Source organism: Burkholderia sp. MSMB1588 (genome assembly GCF_001546925.1).
In the GTDB taxonomy this organism is placed as follows: Bacteria; Pseudomonadota; Gammaproteobacteria; order Burkholderiales; family Burkholderiaceae; genus Burkholderia; species Burkholderia humptydooensis.
The window spans coordinates 2360472-2375246 of record NZ_LNJS01000001.1 but is presented as its reverse complement, the minus strand read 5'-3'; the positions used below and the strand labels follow the sequence as shown (position 1 = coordinate 2375246).

Sequence of the window (14775 nt, the reverse complement as noted above, 5' to 3'; positions counted from 1 at the left end):
TTGTACTTGGGAGAATTGGATGAAAATCGCAAAAAACACTGTCGTATCGGTCGCTTACAAGCTGTCGGATGCGCAAGGCAATCTGATCGAGGAGAGCGATGAGCCGATGGTCTATCTGCACGGCGGCTATGATGGCACGTTCCCCAAGATCGAGGAACAACTCGACGGCCAGGAGCCCGGCTATCAGACGCAAATCCAGCTTGAGCCGCAGGATGCGTTCGGCGATTACGATCCTGAACTCGTGAAAATCGAGCCGCGCGACCGTTTCCCCGAGCCGCTCGAAGTCGGCATGCAATTCGAAGGCACGCCGGAGGACGGTGACGAGGAAATCGATTCGCTGATCTACACGGTGACCGATATCGCGGAAGACAAGGTCGTCCTCGATGGCAATCACCCGCTCGCCGGGATGGCGCTGCGTTTCGCGCTGACCGTCAAGGACGTGCGCGAAGCGACGGAAGACGAAATCGAGCACGAGCATGCGCACGGCGCGGAAGGGCTCGAAATCGTCGACGAAGACGAGGATGACGACAACGAAGGCAACGGTTCAGCGCGCACCCTGCATTGAGCCCGGTGCGGCGATGCCCGGCGTTTCGCCGGGTGTCGTGCTCGATGGCGCGTGGTGATCGAATGAACCTTCGCGCGCGCCATGCCATTCACCATAGCCAGGCGGCGTCGCGCCGCTCGCGCCCGAATCGGGCAGCACCGGCGGCGCCGGGATTTCCGGCATGTCGGGCAGCGGCGTGTTCTCATGCGGCACGATGGGCAGCGCGGGCGGTTGAGGCAGATGCTTCGGTACGGTCTGCATGCTCACGTTGAACATCGGCTGCTTCGCCGAATCCACGCCGATTCGCACCCATTGCGTCAGGCGCGCATGCGGCGCGATCGCGACGCGCGTCAGATTGCCGACCAGATTCCCCTTGTCGTCGCGTAACGGGCGGTCGATCCTGAATCCGTCCGCAAGCGGCTCGCCGCTCGGATGCACGACGATGATCGAGCCGCGAAAGACGGCCGCGGCTTTCACCAACGCTCGCTTGAATTCGCGAAAGCCGTCGCGCACGCGCGGGCGGTTGAAGCGCAGCCACCCGAAGCGCTCCGAACGTTCGTAGCGATCGAATTGCGGGTCGCCCTCGAGAAAGATCACGAGCGCGCGCGCCTTGCGGCGCTTCGCATACTCGGCCGCGTGATCGATCCAGAACGCATTTGCGATGACACGATCTTCGAACTCGCCGTTGCGCCCGCCTGCTGTCAGGTAGCGATTGTTCGGCCCCGGCGCGTTCAGGCCGATGAACACCGTATCGTCGCGGACCCAGCGAACGTTTTCGCGATACGGGTGAAAGCGCGCCACTTCGCTTTCGCGCGCGAGTGGCATCGGATTCGCGCCGGGCGATGCCGGCTCGGCAAAGACGTTCTGACGCAGGAAGTCGAGCCGCTCGACGGGATCGTACGCACCGGCATCGCGCGTGCCGCAGGCTGTCCAGTCGTATTGGCCGGGCAGCAGCACGAGCGGGACGCGGGACGCTGCGAACAGCACGTTGCGCTGCTCGTACAACTGATCGCGACAGGCTTCCTTCGGCCCCTTCAGGTTGCCTTCGTAGACGATGAACGACACCGAACGGTCGCGCGCGATCGCATCGAGCAGGCGCCGGGCCTGCGGTTCGTCGTCGGCCGACGCGATCACGCCGGACAAGACCGCGAATGTGTACGGCTCGCTGCCCGCTCGCGACGATGCGTGCGCGGCCGGTGCGCTGCCGGCGAGTGCCCATGCGAGCGCGCCGGCGAGCGCCGCGGATGCGGTGACGCGCGCGCGAAGCGTCGCGCGCGGCGCGGTACGGTCAGCGTTGCGCATCCGTTGAGCCTGAGCGGGCGAGCGCGTGCAGTTCGTAGAGCAGATCGAGCGCGTCGCGCGGTTTCAAGTCGTCCGGATCGAGCCCGAGCAGGCGCTCGAGCGCCGGGTGCGGCGTCGCAGCCGGCGGCTCGTTGCATTCCGGTTCGTCGACGATCGGTTGCGCGGCGAAGAGATCGAGCTGCGGCGTTGCCTGGGCCGCGGACTGCTGCTCGAGGTGCGCGAGATGCTTGCGGGCGGCACGAATCACCGGCGCCGGAACGCCCGCGAGTTGCGCGACCTGCAGGCCGTAGCTCTGGTTCGCCGGACCTTCCTCGACCGCGTGGAGGAACACGATGCCGTGGCCGTGCTCGACCGCCGACAGGTGTACGTTCGCCGCTTGCGGGAATTCCGCCGGCAATTGCGTGAGCTCGAAGTAGTGCGTCGCGAACAGCGTGTAGCAGCGATTGTGCGACAACAGATGGCGCGCGATCGCCCATGCGAGCGCGAGGCCGTCGAACGTCGACGTGCCGCGGCCGATTTCGTCCATCAGCACGAGGCTGTGCGGCGTCGCGTCGTTCAGGATCGCGGCGGCCTCCGTCATCTCGACCATGAACGTCGAGCGGCCGCCCGCGAGATCGTCCGCCGCGCCGATGCGCGTGAAGATGCGGTCGATCGGGCCGAAGCGCGCCGCCTTCGCCGGCACGTAGCTGCCGACGTATGCCATCAGCGCGATGAGCGCCGTCTGTCGCATGAACGTCGACTTACCGCCCATGTTCGGGCCGGTGATGAGGAGCAGCTTCCGATCGGGGTTCAGCGCGCAATCGTTCGCGATGAATTGCTCGACCTGCGCTTCGACGACCGGATGGCGGCCCTGATCGATCTCGATGCCGATCTCGTCGGTGAATTCCGGCGCCACCCAGTCGAGCGTGCGGGCGCGTTCGGCGAATGCCGCGAGCAGATCGAGCTCCGCAAGGCCGCTTGCGACGCGCTGGCAACCCTCGATGTGAGGCAGGAGCGCCTGCAATACGCCGTCGTAAAGCGCGCGTTCGCGGGCGAGCGCGCGCTCCTGCGCGGACAGTGCCTTGTCCTCGAACGTCTTCAGCTCGGGCGTGATGTAGCGCTCCGCGTTCTTGAGCGTCTGGCGGCGGCGATAGTCGTCGGGCACCTTGTCGGTCTGGCCGCGCGTGACTTCGATATAGAAGCCGTGAACCTTGTTGTACTCGACGCGCAGGTTCGGAATGCCCGTGCGTGCGCGCTCGCGCGTTTCGAGATCGATCAGGAACTGGCCACAGTTCTCCGAGATATCGCGCAGCTCGTCGAGCTCGGCGTCGTAGCCGCGGGCGATCACGCCGCCGTCGCGGACCATCGCCGCCGGCTCGGCCGCGATCGCGCGCGTGAGCAGATCGAGGCAGCCGGGCGGCGGCTCGAGCGCGGCGTCGAGGCGTCCTAGCGCGGCCGCGTTCGGTGCGATCTCGGCGACGCGTTCGCGCAGCGCGGGAAGGGCGGCGAACGTGTCGCGCAGGCTGGACAGATCGCGCGGCCGCGCGGACAGCAGCGCGAGGCGGCCGGTGATCCGCTCGACGTCGGCGATCTGCCGCAGCGCCGAGCGCAGGCTGTCGAGGCCGACGTGCGCGGGCGCGTCGAGCAACGCGCCGATTGCCTGGTGGCGCGCCTGCGCGGCGACCGATGCGCGCGGCGGATGATGCAGCCAATGGCGCAGCAGGCGGCTGCCCATCGCGGTGCAGCAGGTGTCTAGCAGCGAATAGAGCGTCGGCGATTCGGTGCCGCGCAGCGTTTCGGTGAGTTCGAGATTGCGTCGCGTCGACGGGTCGAGACCGATGTACTCGGATTCGTTTTCGACCTTGAGGCTGCGCACGTGGCGAAGCTGCTGGCCTTGCGTCGCGGCCGCGTAGATCAGCAGCGCGCCCGCCGCTCCGCTCGCGCTCGTGAGCGCTTGCGCGCCGAAGCCGTCGAGGCTCGCGACTTCGAGTTGATCGCAGAGGCGTTGCGTGCCCGATGCGATATCGAAGTGCCACGCGGGCACGCGCGTGATCGCGCCCATGCCGGCCGGCACCGCTTCGATCGCGCCGTCAGCCGCGAGAATCTCGGCGGGGCGGATGCGCTCGAGCGCCGCGCCAAGCTGGTCCGGCGCGATCTCGGCGAGCCGCAGCGCGCCGCTCGCGAGATTGAGCCATGCAAGGCCGATGTTCGACGCGACGCCGCGTTTGTTGTGTCCGACGCAAAGCGCGAGCAGGAACACGTCGCTCTTGTCGGACAGCAGCGCGGCGTCGGTCAGCGTGCCCGGCGTCACGACGCGCACGACCTTGCGTTCGACGGGGCCCTTCGACGTCGCGGGATCGCCGATCTGTTCGCAGATCGCCGCCGATTCGCCGAATTTCACGAGCTTCGCGAGGTACTGCTCGACCGCGTGGTGCGGCACGCCCGCCATCTTGATCGGGTTGCCGGCGGACGCGCCGCGTTGCGTGAGCGTCAGGTCGAGCAGGCGAGCGGCTTTCTCCGCGTCTTCGAAGAAGAGCTCGTAGAAGTCGCCCATCCGGTAGAACACGAGCGTGTCGGGGTGCTCCGCCTTGATGCGTAAATATTGCTGCATCATCGGCGTATGCTGCGCGGCGGCCGTTGCCGCTGCGTCGGAGGAGGCGTCGATTTGGGTGGCCATCTTGCGGATATCTGTCTGCGTATACGGAATTGGGTGAGAGTTTACCTTGTCGCGCCGGCGCGCGAAGCTGGCCGGACGGCCAATGTATCGTCTCGGTGGCGATCCGCACGTGTCGCGCGCGCCGTTTGACGGCTCGGCGACGTGTTTCGCAGAAGGCCGGCCGTCGCGGCAAGCGATATCGAAATTCGGTATCGAACCCATCTCGCGCTCGATCGGCGCGATACGGTTCGCCCGGGCATTCGCCCGCGCATATCGAATCGATGCATCGGGCGCTTGTCGCGCATCTGCGCATGGCAAAGTCTTCAAACGACGCATTGCACGCGCGGATCGGCGACGCTGGTCGTGGGGCGCGAATTAAAAGACGCCATGGCGCCATGCAAACAAAATTCACTATCGCACTATTCAATGATTTATTTTTTGTGAGAATAAAATCTTTGCATGATGAAGTTCATATTGCTTGTTTTGTAATCGATGATGCCGAATCCTATCGAGTGGCGGGTTGGATAAATTAATACCATTTGTTTTGATGGCGGGGAGGTAATAGTCTCCGTCGAGTGCCAAATTCGAATGAATTTGAAAATCCATGATCGGTTTCGGTGCATGTGTCGAGGCGATGAAAATGGCCGATCGACGCATTGAATAAAGAGGGGTTGTACGGCGTCGGCCGAGAAGAACCCGGAATGTGACGTTGTTGGAATCTCTTCCTGAAGAAGATAATCGTTTCGAGTAGCGATGTCCGCCGATCGGCTTGAATGGCCGACACGACGCGGCAGTCGCGGAAGTCGGGGAAGTAGCGGGAAAAAGCGGACGGCATCGAACGATGCGACGCCGTCGCGGAGATCAGTAACATCCCGTGAAAAAGGGGACTCGTGATGTCTCGTCAAATCTTGTCGGCTTGGCCGGGGTTGGGCTCGATGCGTGTGTATGCGTCGGTTTGCTTTGTGCGCCGTCACGCCACGTTGAGAGATTCATGATTTTTTGATGATCGATGCGCGTTGTGCCCGCCGTCGATGCGGCCGCTGACGCGAATCTCCCCGTTCGAATCCATTGCATGCGCGTTGCGCTCCACGAAGCCGGGGCGTCAGGCGCCGTGTCCGCTTGTTTCGAATCTGGCGCGTGAGAATCGGCCGGCGGCGCATATTCGGATGTCCGAATGTTGTTGGAGTTGAGCAGACGTTGTGAAAGGGTGCATGCAGCCATGCTTTTCAATCGCCAATCCTTCTTGTTTAGGAGAATGAAATGAAAAAGACTTTTGCCGCAGCCGTTTCCGCCGTACTTCTGGCCTCGTCCTACGCGCACGCCGACACGTTGTGCACGTCCGGTACGATCACCAAGCTCGTCGTCGACAATACCGGCGTCATGGAGGTGACCGTCGGCAGCCTCGCGTATCGGAACGGAAACAAGGATACCTATTCGATCATCACGTCGGCGTTCCTCGCGAACAAGCAGTTATATATCTACGCGCCCAATTGCCAGCCGGATTCGACGATGGGGAGCTTCGCCGTGCGGTAACGCGGGCCGCATACGCGGGCGAGGGGCGCGCGACGTTCTTCGTTCGCGTCGTGAAGTCGCCTGATGGTTCGCGCTTTCGCGATGAAGAAGCGCGCGCTTGCGCGTTTCTTCTCGAAATCGGCGGGATGGCGCACGCCGGCGCGTTCGCGCAGGCCGGAAATGAAACGGCCCGCGGCGCTTCGAGTGCCGCGGGCCGCCGGAGCTTGCCCGCCGCCGCGATCGGCGTCACGCGGGCGGGGGAGTCGAGCCGCTCATTCGTCCGCCGGCCGCGTATGCGTATAGCGGTTCAGGATCGGAATCATTTGCGCATAGATCTTCGGATTCGCAGCGACGATCTCGCGCCGGTGCAGGAAATCGGAGTCGCCCGTGTAATTGCCGACGAGGCCGCCCGCCTCGGTGATGAGCAGGCTGCCCGCCGCGACGTCCCACACGTTGATGCCTTGCTCGAAGAAGCCGTCGAGGCGGCCCGCCGCGACGTTCGCAAGATCGAGCGCGGCCGCGCCCGGACGGCGCAACCCGGTGCACGCCTGCGTCATCTCGGTGAAGAGGCGCGAGTAGGCGTCGAGGCCGTCTTTTTCGCGGAACGGAAAGCCCGTGCCGACCAGCGCGTCCGCGAGGCGGTCGCGCCGTCCGACGCGGATGCGCCGATCGTTCAGGTACGCGCCGCGGCCGCGCGTCGCGGTGAAGAGGTCGTTGTGGTTCGGGTCGTAGACCACCGCCTGCGTGACGACGCCCTTGTGCGCGAGCGCGATCGACACGCAGTAGTACGGAAAGCCGTGAATGAAGTTCGTCGTGCCGTCGAGCGGATCGATGATCCACTGGAATTCGGATTCGTCGCCCGACTCACCGGACTCTTCGGCGAGGATCGCGTGATCGGGATAGGCGGTCTTCAGCGTTTCGATGATCGCGTCTTCCGCCGCCTTGTCGACTTCCGTCACGAAATCGTTCTGCTGCTTCTTGCGAATCTCGATCAGATCGAGATCGAGCGAGGCGCGATTGATGATCTGTCCGGCGCGGCGAGCCGCCTTGACAGCGATGTTGAGCATGGGATGCATGAGCCTGAATCCTGAAGCCGGCGACGCGAGGCCGCCACGAGGGTGATCGAACCAGCGAAGCGGCGCCGCGCGCGCGGGAGGGCGGCAGGCGGGCGTTTCGCCGACGGAAGACGAATTGGCAAAGAGCGGGTGCAGCGGGTGCGGGCCGAACAGCGCGAGCGCCGCATGCAAAAACGCGATTTTACCCGACTCGCGGCAGTTTTTTGCGAAACGGTCGCGCATACCGTTCGATCGTCCGTTCGGACGAGTGGGTTTGCCGGCGAGTTGGCGATACCATACCGGCATCCTGATCAGTCGAATGAACGCTTTGGAATCTCAGCAGAAACCGTCCGCGCCGTCCGGCGGCGCGGCCACATCCCGTCCGGCGCGGGCCGCGCGCGGCGGATTCACGTCGACGCGCTTCGTGCTCATCGAGCCGAGCCACCCCGGCAACGTCGGCGCGGCGGCGCGCGCGCTGAAGACGATGGGCTTTTCGCGCCTCGTGCTCGTCGCGCCGCGCGTGCCGCGCGTGCAGAGCGATCCAGAGGCGCTCGCGATGGCGAGCGGCGCCGACGACGTGCTCGCGTCCGCGCACGTCGTGCCGACGCTCGCCGACGCGCTGAACGGCGTGCAATGGTCGCTCGGGCTCACCGCGCGTTCGCGCGAGTACGGGCCGCCGCGGCTCGCGCCCCGCGCGGCGGCCGCAAGCGCGCTCCAGCAGGTGCGCACGGGCGACATCGCGCTCGTGTTCGGCAACGAGCGCACCGGCCTGTCGAACGAGCACGTCGAGCGCTGCAGCGCGATCGCGCACATTCCGGCAAACCCCGCATACAGCTCGCTCAATCTCGCGCAGGCGGTGCAGGTGCTCGCGTACGAGCTGCGCGTCGCGCTGCTCGAAGACGACGAGTCCGCCGCGCCGCCGGACGCCGCGTTCGGCACGCTCGCGCAAAGCGACGAGATCGAGCGGATGTTCGTTCATCTCGAAAATGCGCTGATCGCGCTCGATTTCCTCGATCCGCGCAATCCAAAGAAGCTGATGTCGCGGTTGCGGCGGCTCTTTGCGCGAACGGGGATCGAACGCGAGGAAGTGAACATCGTTCGCGGGATCGCGAAGCACATCCTGCTGAAGGCGGGCGGTGCGGACGCGCGCGCGGGCGCTTCGGGCGACGGCGAAAGCGGCCCGGGCGATGCGGACTATTCCGGCCGCGACACCGGGCGGGACGACTGACGCGGCGCGGCCCCGCGGCCGGCCATACCCGCGGCCGCAGCAGGGAGAACGCGGCGCCTGCTGCGCGTTCGCGGCGGCGACTCTACAATCGTCCTCGTGTCATAAGCAAAGCTGTCAAAACGATAATGCAACGACAGCGCGATAACGGCTCCGCCCGGCGGCCGCGCACCGGGCTTCCTTCTTCCATCGTCACCACCATGTTCACGAGACTTCGCGAAGACGTCGTTACGATCCGTGAGCGCGATCCCGCCGCCCGCAGCGCCTGGGAAGTGCTCACGTGCTATCCGGGGCTGCACGCGCTCGTGTTTCACCGGATCGCGCACGCGTGCTGGCGTTCCGGCTGGCGCTGGCTCGGCCGGTTCGTGTCGCAGGTCGGCCGCTTCCTGACCGGCATCGAAATCCACCCGGGGGCGACGCTCGGCCGGCGCGTGTTCATCGATCACGGGATGGGCGTCGTGATCGGCGAGACGGCCGTTGTCGGCGACGACTGCACGATCTACCAGGGCGTGACGCTCGGCGGCACGTCGCTCACGCGCGGCGCGAAGCGTCACCCGACGCTCGAGCGCGGCGTGATCGTCGGTGCGGGCGCGAAGGTGCTGGGCGGCTTTACGGTCGGCGCGGGCGCGAAGATCGGCTCGAATGCGGTCGTCGTGAAGCCGGTGCCGGCGGGCGGTACTGCGGTCGGCAATCCGGCGCGGGTCGTCGTGCCCGCCGATGCGAAACGCACGCCCGAGCGCGCGGCGTTCTGCGCGTACGGAATCACGCCAAACGCCGACGATCCGATGTCGCTCGCGATTCACGGCCTCATCGATCATGCGGCAAAGGAGGCGCAGCGCGTCGACGAAATCGTTGTCGCGCTTGAGCGTCTGGGCGCGCACCTGGATGCGCTGCAAGGCTCGGACGGCGCGCGACTCGATTTGCGTCGCCTGTCCGCCGCGTTCGAGGGCCGAGCGCTGGACGGGAAGGCGGCCGAGCGCTGAGCGGGAGCGCGCGGGTCGCGTTCGCCCGGCCGGCACGCCCGGCTGCGGCCGCCTGGTGGGCTTTTGAAAGCCCGGCCTCTTGAAAGCGCGCAACGCTCAATCGAGCGGCCGTGCGCGTATCCCTTCTGCGTCGATGCACAGATAGCCGCCGCGTCGCGGCCCGTGGTCCAGCTCCCAATCCGGCAGTACCCAGCGCACGCCGCCCGCCTCGACATGCCGCGCCGGTTTGTGCGTGTGCCCGTGGATGATCGTGCGCGCGCCGCTGCGCCTGAAGAGCGCGGCGATGCCCTTGCGCGTCACGTCGTAGCGCGGCGATGCGGGGCGCATCCGGCCGGATTCGCTCGATGCGCGCATCCGTTCGGCGAGCGCGCGGCGCCACGCGAACGGGCATGCGAGAAAGAGCCGCTGCGCCATGCCGTTGCGCGCGAAGCGGCGAAACCACTGGTAGCCGCGATCGGCCGTGCACTGCGCATCGCCGTGCGCGAGCGCGATGCGGTTGCCGAACGCGACGACGACGGACGGATCCGGAATCAGGAGCGCGCCCGCCGCCTTCATGAAGCGCTTGCCGAGCAGGAAGTCGCGATTGCCGCGCATCACGTAGAGCGCGATGCCGCGTTCGGAGAACGTGTGCAGCAATTCCGCCATCCGTGCGGCGAACGGATCGTGATCGAGGATGTCGTCGCCGATCCAGTATTCGAACAGATCGCCGAGGATGAACACCGAATCCGCACTGTCGGCCGTCACGCGCACGAAGTGCTCGAACGCGGCGACCGTGTGCGGAATCGCGTCGCTCAGATGCAGATCGGAGACGAACAGGAACGGGCGCGCCGCGTGCGCGAGCACGCGCTCGCCCGGCACGCCCGCAAACACGCTTCGCGGCGGTGTTTCCTGCAACATCCCGATGCCTCGTCGCGCCGTCTTCAGACCACGACAGCCTTCTCGATCACGACGTCGTCGTTCGGCACGTCCTGATGGAAGCCCTTGCTGCCCGTCTTGACGGCTTTGATCTTGTCGACGATATCCTGGCCCTCGACGACCTTGCCGAACACCGCGTAGCCCCAGCCCTGCGGCGTCGGCGACGAGTGGTTCAGAAAGTCGTTGTCGTTCACGTTGATGAAGAACTGCGCGGTCGCCGAGTGCGGATCGTTCGTGCGCGCCATCGCGATCGTATACGTGTCGTTCTTCAGGCCGTTGTTCGCTTCGTTTGTGATCGGCGCGTCGGTCGGCTTTTGCTTCAGGCCCGGCTCGAAGCCGCCGCCCTGGATCATGAAGCCGTTGATCACGCGGTGGAAGATCGTGCCGTCGTAGTGGCCCTTCTTCACGTAGTTCAGGAAGTTCTCGACCGTCTTCGGCGCCTTCGCCTCGTCGAGTTCGAGCTTGATGACGCCGTGGTTCGTATGCAGTTCGATCATGATGAATTCCTTCGATGGATGGGGTTTAAACGGCGCGCGGCCGCTCGGGACGACGCGGCCGCGCGAAAGAGTCTGGCTGGCTTATTTCGAGACGATCGTCGCCGATTCGATCACGATCGGCTTTTCCGGCACGTCGCGCATCGGACCGCGCACCGTCGTCGTCGTGGCCTCGATCTTCTTCACGACGTCCATGCCCGACACGACCTTGCCGAACACCGCGTAGCCGTTGCCGTCCGGATTCGGATAGTCGAGGCTCGCGTTGTCGACGGTGTTGATGAAGAACTGCGCGGTCGCCGAGTTCGGATCGCTCGTGCGCGCCATCGCGATCGTGCCCGTCGCGTTCTTCAGGCCGTTCTTGCTCTCGAGCGGGATCGGCGCGCGGGTCGGCTTTTCGTCGAAGTTCGTCTTGTAGCCGCCGCCCTGGATCATGAAGCCCTTGATCACGCGATGGAAGATCGTGCCGTTGTACTGGCCCGCCTTCACGTAATCGAGGAAGTTGGCGACGGTCTTCGGCGCCTTCTCCGGATACAGCTCGATGCGGATGTCGCCCTGCGTGGTCTTCATCTGCACGACGGGGTGCGTCGCGGCCGATTGCGCGAACGCGGGGGCGGTCGCGAGGAGGGCGGCGCTGCCGAGCGCCAGCAACAGACGTTTCATAACGGTCCTCTGGGTGGGTGAAGGAAAGACGCGGCGGCCGCCGCGCGTCATTGCGTCATTGGGACGGCGCGACGTAAGGCGGCATCGCGAGCGTGCCGCTCGGCCCGCCGAACTGGAACGTCGGAGAGAGCGGCAGCGTGGTCGTCGTCACGTTCGCGGCCGCCCGGGCCGAATAGTCACGCGCGGCCGGCGCCTGCGCGGCCGCCGATTTCGTCTTCGGCGGCGTGATGATCTTCTGCAGATCCGACAGGCGCTGCGCGGTCGCGCCCGTCGTGCGGCCGAGCGACTGCGCGCGTTTGTACGACTCGGCCGCGAGGCGCAGGTAGAGATCGCCGAGGTTCTCGTACGCGAGACCGTAGTTCGGGTTCGCATGCGTCGCCGTGACGAGCGCGCTGCGCGCGTCGTCGTAGCGGCCGTGCTTCGCGTAGAGCGCCGCCAGGTTGTTGTAGGGTTCCGGCAGTTCCGGATAGGCCTGCGTCAGCTCGACGAACTGCTTGATCGCGTCGTCGTCGCGGTTCAGCCGCGCGAGCACGGTGCCGCGCTTGAACTGCGCCTGCACGTCGCGCGGGTTCGACGCGATGCGCGCGTCGAGTTGCGCGAGCGCCTGCGCCCAGTTGCGATTCGCGATCGACGCGTCGATTTCCGGCGTGCCGTCGGTGGGGGCGGGCGCTTTCTGCGCAAGGGCCGCCGCGCCCGGAAAGAGCGCGAGCGCGGCGCTCACGGCGGCGGTCGCAACAAGGGTCGCAGCGCTCGGCGCGCGGCCGCGGGAAGGTTTCATAGGCTCAAATCGGAATGTTATACTCCGACCCATTCTAACAAAACGTCCGCGCGTTCCGGCGAGCCGCGGACAGTCTTTGCCTCTCGTGGCCGTCACCGCTTCGCTTGCGGATCGATCGCCGCATGTCATCCGAGGAAGCGCACGGCACGCGGCCCAGCCAGAAGTCCGGCCGGGTGCCGCATGCACGGCGGGCATCGCCAGGCGGTTTCCCTCGGCTCACTTTCGTCTCTATGGAATCACTGCGCATCTACAACACGCTCGCGCGTGACAAGCAAGTCTTCGTGCCGCGGCAGCCCGGCGAAGTGCGGATGTACGTCTGCGGGATCACCGTCTATGACTATTGCCATATCGGCCATGCGCGGATGGTGGTCGTGTTCGACGTCGTCCAGCGCTGGTTGCGCGCGGCCGGCTATCGCGTGACGTACGTGCGCAACATCACCGACATCGACGACAAGATCATCCGCCGCGCGGTCGAGAACGGCGAGACGATCCAGTCGCTCACGAGCCGCTTCACCCGCGCGATGAACGCGGATTTTGACGCGCTCGGCGTCGAGCGGCCGGACATCGAGCCGCGCGCGACCGATTTCATCCCGCAGATGCTCGGGATGATCGAGAAGCTCGAGGCGAACGGCTACGCGTACCAGGCGAAGGACGGCGACGTCAATTACTCGGTCCGCAAGTTCGCGAACTACGGCAAGCTGTCCGGCAAGTCGCTCGAGGACTTGCGCGCGGGCGAGCGCGTCGCCGCGAACGACGCGAAGGAAGATCCGCTCGATTTCGTGCTGTGGAAGCGCGCGAAGCCGCAGGATCCGGCCGGCGCGTCGTGGGAATCGAAGTACGGCGCGGGCCGTCCGGGCTGGCACATCGAATGCTCGGCGATGGGCTGCACGCTGCTCGGCGAGCACTTCGACATCCACGGCGGCGGCCAGGACCTGCAGTTCCCGCACCACGAGAACGAGATCGCGCAAAGCGAGGGCGCGACCGGACAAACTTTCGTCAATTATTGGATGCACAACGGTTTCGTGCAGGTCGATAGTGAGAAGATGTCGAAGTCGCTCGGCAACTTCTTCACGATCCGCGAAGTGCTGGAGAAGTTCGATGCCGAAGTCGTGCGCTTCTTCATCGTTCGCACCCACTATCGTTCGCCGCTCAATTACAGCGACGTTCATCTCGACGACGCGCGCGCGTCGCTCACGCGTCTTTACACGGCGCTGAAGGACGCGACGCCGGATGCGGCGCCGCTCGACTGGAGCGAGGCGCACGCGCGGCGTTTTGCGGCCGCGATGAACGACGACTTCAACACGGCGGTCGCGGTGGCCGTGCTGTTCGAGCTCGCGACCGAGGTGAACCGCACGCGCGAGCCGGCGCTCGCGCGCCAGCTCAAGCGGCTCGCGGGCGTGCTCGGCCTGCTCGGCCGCGAGCCGCGCGAGTTCCTGCAGCAAGCGGCGGGCGCCGCGCGCGCGGGCGCGCTCGAGCCGGAAGAGATCGAAGCGAAGATCGCCGCGCGCGTCGCGGCGAAGCAGGCGAAGAACTATGCCGAAGCGGACCGGATCCGCGCGGAACTGCTCGAAGCCGGGATCGCACTTGAAGACAAACCGGGCGGATCGACCGAGTGGCGTCGCGTATGAGCGCGCATGGTCTGTCCCGCTGATCGATTCGCCAGGTAGGAGGCTAGATGGCAACGGCCAGAAAAGCGCCGGCTAAGCGCGCGGCGACGCAGCCGCCGATTGCGGCCAAGCGGGCCGGCGCGCGTGCGCCGGCGGTGCACAAGGCGGGCGCGAAGCGCGCGGCGCCGAACGGCGCGGCCAACGGCGCCGCGCACAAGCCGAGCTTGCGCACGGCGGCTGCGAAGTCGGCGCGCGCGAAGGTCGATGGCGAGCGCGTCGCCGACGCATTGCCGCGCGAGGCCGCCGTAACCGCGGCGGAGCCCGCCGCGCGCAAGGCGCGCGTATCGGAGGCAGCCGTGCCCGTGCAGCTCTCCGACGCCGAGACGGTCGCGCGTCCGCCATACTGGGACAAGGCGTGCGCCGATCTCGTCAAGCGCGACCGGATTCTCAAGAAGCTGATCCCGAAGTTCGGTCCCGCGCATCTCGTCAAGCGCGGCGATTCGTTCGTCACGCTCGCGCGCTCGGTGGTCGGCCAGCAGATCTCGGTCGCCGCCGCGCAATCGGTTTGGGTCAAGATCGAGACCGCGTGCCCGAAGCTCGCGCCGCCGCAGATCATCAAGCTCGGCCAGGAAAAGCTGATCGCGTGCGGCCTGTCGAAGCGCAAGTCCGAATATATTCTCGATCTCGCCCGGCACTTCGTGTCGGGCGCGCTTCACGTCGACAAATGGGCGACGATGGACGACGAGGGCGTGATCGCCGAACTCACGCAGATTCGCGGGATCGGCCGCTGGACGGCCGAAATGTTCCTGATCTTCAACCTGTCGCGGCCGGACGTGCTGCCGCTCGACGATCTGGGGCTCATTCGCGCGATCAGCGTCAATTATTTCAGCGGCGAGCCCGTCACGCGCAGCGAGGCGCGCGAGGTGGCTGCGAACTGGGAGCCGTGGCGGACGGTCGCCACCTGGTACATGTGGCGCAGTCTCGATCCGCTGACCGCCGTTAACTGATCAAAGCTATTGCTTTTCTCCAATCGATAGTTGCGGCCCGGTCTTGCGTCCGGCGGGC

Annotated in this window: 14 protein-coding genes; 7 read left to right on the top strand and 7 right to left on the bottom strand. The window is 66.0% G+C overall.

Annotated features, from left to right (window positions below):
• Positions 1-19: 19 nt before the first annotated feature.
• Positions 20-565, top strand: a complete 546-nt coding sequence (locus WS92_RS22500) for an FKBP-type peptidyl-prolyl cis-trans isomerase (protein WP_006025990.1) — start codon at positions 20-22, stop codon at positions 563-565.
• On the opposite strand, the gene WS92_RS22495 is transcribed toward WS92_RS22500, so the two are convergent.
• Both WS92_RS22495 and mutS read right to left on the bottom strand, forming a co-directional pair.
• Entirely contained in the window at positions 545-1846 is a 1302-nt protein-coding gene (locus tag WS92_RS22495; protein ID WP_059929222.1) for a hypothetical protein, read from the bottom strand. The genes WS92_RS22500 and WS92_RS22495 overlap by 21 nt on opposite strands.
• Positions 1833-4502, bottom strand: coding sequence for a DNA mismatch repair protein MutS (gene mutS / locus WS92_RS22490; RefSeq protein ID WP_059929219.1), 2670 nt, complete (start codon positions 4500-4502; stop codon positions 1833-1835). The genes WS92_RS22495 and mutS overlap by 14 nt, the downstream gene beginning before the upstream one ends.
• Before the next feature lie 290 nt (positions 4503-4792).
• On the opposite strand from mutS, the gene WS92_RS35930 reads away from it, so the two are divergent.
• Both WS92_RS35930 and WS92_RS22485 read left to right on the top strand, forming a co-directional pair.
• Entirely contained in the window at positions 4793-5014 is a 222-nt protein-coding gene (locus tag WS92_RS35930; protein ID WP_156442973.1) for a hypothetical protein, read from the top strand.
• Positions 5015-5741: 727 nt separating this feature from the next.
• Positions 5742-6014 carry a hypothetical protein gene (locus WS92_RS22485; protein WP_015600132.1) on the top strand — a complete coding sequence of 91 codons (273 nt, stop codon included), beginning with the start codon at positions 5742-5744 and terminating at the stop codon, positions 6012-6014.
• Between the two features lie 251 nt (positions 6015-6265).
• Here WS92_RS22485 and WS92_RS22480 read toward each other — a convergent pair whose 3' ends face one another.
• Positions 6266-7069, bottom strand: a complete 804-nt coding sequence (locus WS92_RS22480) for an inositol monophosphatase family protein (protein WP_009912921.1) — start codon at positions 7067-7069, stop codon at positions 6266-6268.
• Positions 7070-7376: 307 nt separating this feature from the next.
• On the opposite strand from WS92_RS22480, the gene WS92_RS22475 reads away from it, so the two are divergent.
• Complete coding sequence (locus WS92_RS22475; protein WP_059929216.1) at positions 7377-8276, top strand: RNA methyltransferase; 900 nt, start codon at positions 7377-7379, stop codon at positions 8274-8276.
• A gap of 197 nt (positions 8277-8473) precedes the next feature.
• A complete protein-coding gene (cysE, locus tag WS92_RS22470) occupies positions 8474-9256 on the top strand; it encodes a serine O-acetyltransferase (RefSeq protein WP_015600533.1) in 783 nt (260 codons plus the stop codon).
• 96 nt (positions 9257-9352) lie between these two features.
• Here the strand turns inward: cysE and WS92_RS22465 are convergent, their stop codons facing one another.
• The 4 genes from WS92_RS22465 to WS92_RS22450 form a co-directional block, all read right to left on the bottom strand.
• Positions 9353-10153 carry a UDP-2,3-diacylglucosamine diphosphatase gene (locus tag WS92_RS22465; protein ID WP_059929213.1) on the bottom strand — a complete coding sequence of 267 codons (801 nt, stop codon included), beginning with the start codon at positions 10151-10153 and terminating at the stop codon, positions 9353-9355.
• Between the two features lie 23 nt (positions 10154-10176).
• Entirely contained in the window at positions 10177-10668 is a 492-nt protein-coding gene (locus tag WS92_RS22460; protein WP_006025998.1) for a peptidylprolyl isomerase, read from the bottom strand.
• Between the two features lie 81 nt (positions 10669-10749).
• Positions 10750-11325 (bottom strand): peptidylprolyl isomerase, encoded by a 576-nt coding sequence (locus WS92_RS22455; RefSeq protein WP_009912917.1) that lies wholly within the window; start codon positions 11323-11325, stop codon positions 10750-10752.
• A 55-nt stretch (positions 11326-11380) separates the two neighbouring features.
• Positions 11381-12103: a tetratricopeptide repeat protein gene (locus tag WS92_RS22450; protein WP_009912916.1), complete on the bottom strand. Its 723-nt coding sequence runs from the start codon at positions 12101-12103 to the stop codon at positions 11381-11383.
• Between the two features lie 230 nt (positions 12104-12333).
• On the opposite strand from WS92_RS22450, the gene cysS reads away from it, so the two are divergent.
• Positions 12334-13731, top strand: coding sequence for a cysteine--tRNA ligase (gene cysS, locus WS92_RS22445; protein WP_059929209.1), 1398 nt, complete (start codon positions 12334-12336; stop codon positions 13729-13731).
• Between the two features lie 47 nt (positions 13732-13778).
• Positions 13779-14717 carry a DNA-3-methyladenine glycosylase family protein gene (locus WS92_RS22440; RefSeq protein WP_015600103.1) on the top strand — a complete coding sequence of 313 codons (939 nt, stop codon included), beginning with the start codon at positions 13779-13781 and terminating at the stop codon, positions 14715-14717.
• The last annotated feature ends 58 nt before the right edge of the window (positions 14718-14775 follow it).